This is a genomic window from Anaerolineae bacterium, from assembly GCA_016931895.1.
Lineage (GTDB): Bacteria > Chloroflexota > Anaerolineae > 4572-78 > J111 > JAFGNV01.
Window position 1 is genome coordinate 1 of the sequence record JAFGDY010000003.1, and the last position, 4,940, is coordinate 4,940.

Annotated in this window: 3 protein-coding genes; all 3 read left to right on the plus strand. The window is 54.0% G+C overall.

What is annotated here, in order from left to right; genetic code table 11:
- The first annotated feature begins 149 nt into the window (after positions 1 to 149).
- The 3 genes from JW953_00105 (at position 150) to JW953_00115 (ending at position 4,809) form a co-directional block, all read left to right on the plus strand.
- A complete protein-coding gene (locus JW953_00105) occupies positions 150 to 1,457 on the plus strand; it encodes a hypothetical protein (protein ID MBN1991076.1) in 1,308 nt (435 codons plus the stop codon).
- 6 nt (positions 1,458 to 1,463) lie between these two features.
- Positions 1,464 to 3,869, plus strand: coding sequence for a YfhO family protein (locus tag JW953_00110; protein MBN1991077.1), 2,406 nt, complete (start codon positions 1,464 to 1,466; stop codon positions 3,867 to 3,869).
- A gap of 199 nt (positions 3,870 to 4,068) precedes the next feature.
- Entirely contained in the window at positions 4,069 to 4,809 is a 741-nt protein-coding gene (locus tag JW953_00115) for a trypsin-like peptidase domain-containing protein (GenBank protein MBN1991078.1), read from the plus strand.
- Positions 4,810 to 4,940: the final 131 nt, after the last annotated feature.

Consider the following 4,940-nt stretch of genomic DNA (forward strand, 5'->3'; position numbering starts at 1 on the left):
GAAGGAGATTTCTCGGCCTATGGCCTCGAAATGACATTCAGCTTGTCGCTTAACAAAAGTATTGGTTCCATTCTGTTTTTAGTATAGTTTTTTAAGGGCGTTGTATTTTATAGGCGGTTTATGGTTTGCCGTTAGCAAGGAGGCCAACAATGGGGTTCAATCATCAACAATACAATACCAAATATCTGCTCAACATTAGAAACAACGGCGAGCCGCTCAATGAGGCGGCTGAAAAATATGGCGTCAGAGTAGTAGAGGCCGATGTGTCCCAGGGAGAAACCTATTGGAAAGTGATTGGCGTGCACCATCTCCTGCCTCTGGAGAATTTTGGCAATCATCACGTTTACCTGGAAGCTCTGGACGAAGAAGGCAACCGGCTTAAAAATCCGCCGGCCTGGGCCGGCTGGACCTGGGAGGGACGGCGTCCCCAAGAACAGGCCAATCCTTTTCCGCTGGACAAGCCGGATTTTGAGGCAGCCGGCAATCTGACCATGCATTTCGGCCAGGTGGTTTCGGCGTGGATCAAGGGCCGCCAGCAAAACGCCCAGGAGAAGAGCGACCGCGTTGAAAATCTGCATACCGCCCACCCCGATGAACCATTGGCCGATGGCCGGCTTTTGAATTCGGTGGGGCACCACTCCTATTACGTTGTTTTTCAACGCACGCGTAAAGGGCAGGTTATTACCGACGGCGTTATTAAAGGTCGGGTAGAACAGGGCCAGGGATACACAGTCCGCCTGCTCCAGAACGGCCAGATGGTGGTTGAACAAATTCTGGATGAAAGTCTCTCGTTTAAATTTGAGAACTTGCCGCTTGGGGTCTATCGCCTGGAGATCGTAGACGCCGAGGTTAGTCAAGATGATCTTAAACTTGAGGCCAACAACAAAGAACTGACCCTTAATCTGGCCGTACCCCCGCCCGACGACAGTATTATTTCTGGCGAGGTCAAAAATGGCCAGGGCAAAGTTTTGCTACTGCTGAAAGAAGGAAATATTATTGCCCGTTTTCCCCTGCCACCTTCAGGCCAGTACCGTTTTGAGAACCTGGCCAAAGGTGTTTATTCTTTGCTGGTTTTTGAAACAGAGGTAAGGCAAGACAATATCCTCCTGGATGGGACCAACGCTCGCAGCATAATTCTGACCGTCCCCCAAACCATAGAAACAGATAAAACCATTAGCCACTATCTTCTGCTCGGTCCACCCCAAAGCCGGGGACGACAGACCAATCTTTTGTTAGCCCTTGATTACATTCTGGCCTTTTCGGTTACCGTTGGCTTTAGCCTGGCCGAAGCCAAACAGGCCCGCCAGGTCACCATTATCGGCGAAGGCATTGGCCAGGCCGACCAACAAACCCTACAAGCCTCCGGCTGTGAAGTAGAAGTGCTCACCGGCGACGCCTACGACCTTGAAACCAGGCTCAAAACTCGCATTCAGGCCGGGCGCGCCTTTGGCGATTGATTTTTAATGCTCAATTTTTCAATTTTGCAGAAGGCAATGAATCCGGCGCGTCACAAAAGACAAGGAAAGTTTCTGGTTGAAGTCAGTGTGGCCGCCGGTTTATTGGCCCTGGCCACCATTGGCTTTTTCTGGCAAATATTGTTAACGCCCCACGCCTGGATGCCGGCCGGCGGCGGCGACCTGGCTCCTTTTCTTTATCCCAACTATCGTTTTGCCGCCGAACATTTGCGCCAGGGTACCCTGCCCCTCTGGAATCCTCATCTTTACAGCGGCGCGCCCTATGCCGCCGATATTCAATCCGGCCTGTTTTACCCGGTCAATGTGCTGGTTTTTCTGCTTGTACCAAATCTAACTTACGAATGGCTGGAATATCTGGCCGTTTTCCACCTGTGGCTGGCCGGGGTGATGATGTACGTGTGTTTGCGGCTGTTGATTCCGGGGCAGGATGCGGGCAGTCCCCAGTCCGGGGATATGGACTCTGACCCAGCCCTGGGCCAACCAATTTCGCCCTGGGCCGCTTTTGCTGGCGCCCTCGCGTTTCAATTCAGCGACTTATTCATTGTGCATTTTGGCAACTTGAATATGATTGCGGTTGCGGCCTGGTTGCCCCTCATCTTTCTGCTCTTTCACCACAGCCTCACCAAGTTCAATTATGGTTTGGCCGCCGCCAGCGGGGCGGTACTGGCTGTGGCCACCCTGGCCGGGCACATTCAGATAACGCTTTTCATTTTGTTAACGCTGGGCCTGTATACACTCTGGCGCTTTGGCCTCGCCGCTTACGGCTCGCGGCTCGCCTTTTCTCTTTTTCGACCTTTCCTTTTTTTGCTCATTACGCTGCTGGTCACGGTTGGCCTGTCCGCTTTGCTGCTTTTGCCGGCTTACCAGATGAGCCAATACACGCCCCGCGCCGAATTGCCCTATGCAGAAGCGGCTCGTTACTCCCTGCACCCGGTCCAAATGGTAGGGCTTCTGATCCCCAACTACTTTGGCCGCGACCCGGCCCTGCATTGGGGGCCGTGGGAACGGGTGGAAACGGGTTACATTGGTATTATTACGCTGCTGCTGGCTTTAGTGGGCGCATTTCTTTATCCAGGTCGGCTCAAGCGATTTTTCATTGGGCTGGGCATTGTGGCGCTGCTGCTGGCGATGGGCGGCTATTCCCTGCTGCACGGCTGGCTGTATAGTCTGGTTCCCGGTTTTGATCAACTGCGCGCCCCGGCCCGCTTCATTTTGTTGCTCGATTTTAGCCTGGCCGTCCTGTCTGCTTTTGGCCTTAACCAACTCATGCGGCCTCTTGCCGACCGGGCCAAGCACACTTACCGTAAATTGCTCAAACCCCTCACCTGGGGTCTGGGCGGCTTGATCGTAATCGCCGGCCCCCTCAGTTACTACGCCATGTTGGTCACGCAAGACCGCGACCCGTCTATTTTCTACCGGGCGGCTGCCGCCGCCGCGGGAGTGGCGATGTTTGCCTTGTTTACCATTGCGGCGTTGGTTATTTTGTATCTTATTAATAATCAATACCTACGCGAAAAATGGATCGGAGTTGCCGTCATCGGCCTGACAATGCTTGACCTGTTCACTTTGGGCGCAAACAGCGATGTGGGCCATAACAATCCCACTGCCGGTTTTAACCATCCAGAAGCCCTGGCCTTTTTGCAGGCCGATCCCGGTCTCTATCGCCTTGAAGTAACCACCGATGTGTGGCATTTGTGGCAGCCCAATACAGCCATGTTATTTGGCCTGCACGATGCCTGGGGCCTGTACAATCCCCTGGTCCTGGCCAACCCCAAACTCTATTGGGAGGGCGCTCCGCCGCGCTCTACCGGCCGATACAATTTTTTGGGTGTCAAATACATCATCGCCAGCAAAGCCGGCGCTCCCGCCGACGGCAACATTGTGCCCGTGTTTGACGGCGACCCGGTCATCAACATTTATCTCAATCAAGATACGCTGCCCCGCGTTTTATTTGTAGGCCACACCATCATTGTTCCCAATCACGACGCGGCCTGGGCAGCCCTTCGCGCCGATGATTTTAATCCGGTCACAACCGTCGTCCTGGAAGGGGGCCAACCGTTGGACACGCAGCCCGTCCACACCCTTTCCATCCGGCAATACGATCTGCACACCGTCACCATCGGCGTGGACACCAACCAGCCCGGCTACCTGGTGCTGTCCGATGCCCATTATCCCGGCTGGCAGGCCACGGTGGATGCTCTGCCCACCCCGATAGAACGGGCCAATTACGCCTTCCGGGCAGTGTATGTGCCCGCAGGTCAACATACGGTGCAATTTGTATTCAATCCGTGGCTTTGGAAGGCAGGTTTAACCGTGAGCGGAATTACGCTGTTAATCTTATTAGGTTGGGTCGGGTGGTGGAAAAAATGGTATACTTTTACTAAAAAACCCTAAATCAGGTTAGGGAACAAACTAAAGCAGATACTCTTTGCGGAGAAGGAAGATGTTAAAGTTAAAATTGTTAGCCAAAAAAGCCAGGTTGATCCTGATCATATCCCTATTCATCTTGCTTCTGACGGGCTGCCATTCGGGTTTACGTTTGGGCCTTGACGCAGCGCCTCCTGCGCCAGCCATTGGGCTGCCCCAGGTGACAATGCCCACCCCGCCGTCTGCCACCACGCCCGCGTCAAATACTCCGGCCCTGATTGACGCCGCCGGATTGGATTTTGCCGAAAAGCGAGTGATCGAGGTTTATCAACGAGTTTCCCCGTCGGTGGTTAACATTACCACCCAGGTGCTCCGGCGCGATTTTTTCTTTGAGGCCATTCCCGCCGAAGGTGCCGGCTCCGGTTTTGTGCTGGACAAAGAAGGCCACATTTTAACCAACTATCACGTTATCCAGGGCGCGCAACGGATTGAAGTAACCTTTTTTGATGAAACAACCGTACCGGCCCGGGTTGCCGGGACCGACTCCCGCAACGACCTTGCCGTGTTGGAGGTAAACGCGCCGGCGGAATTACTGGTTCCGGTAGAGTTGGGCCAATCAAACAATTTGCAGGTCGGCCAACGGGCCATTGCCATTGGCAACCCCTTTGGCCAGTTTGGGGGAACGTTGACCACAGGCGTCATTAGCGCGTTGGATCGAACCATGCAAAGTCCCGACGGGCGCGAAGTTAGCGGCATCATTCAAACCGATGCGGCCATCAACCGGGGCAACTCCGGCGGGCCGTTACTCGACAGCGCCGGGCGGGTCATTGGCATCAACACCGCTATTTTTAGCCCCGGCGGGACCAATGCCGGGGTGGGCTTTGCCGTGCCGGTCGGCACCATCCGGCGGGTGATACCCGATTTATTGACCCTGGGCCGGTATCGCCACCCCTGGGGCAGGGAATAATTTTACCGCGTTTCAGCCTCCAAAAATAATTTCTAACAACTTTCCCGGGATGGTTCATCTCTTACGAATAGTTAAGTTGACACTTTTCAAATAGGCGAAAATCTATATGAGTGTTAATCCAAGAAAATAGC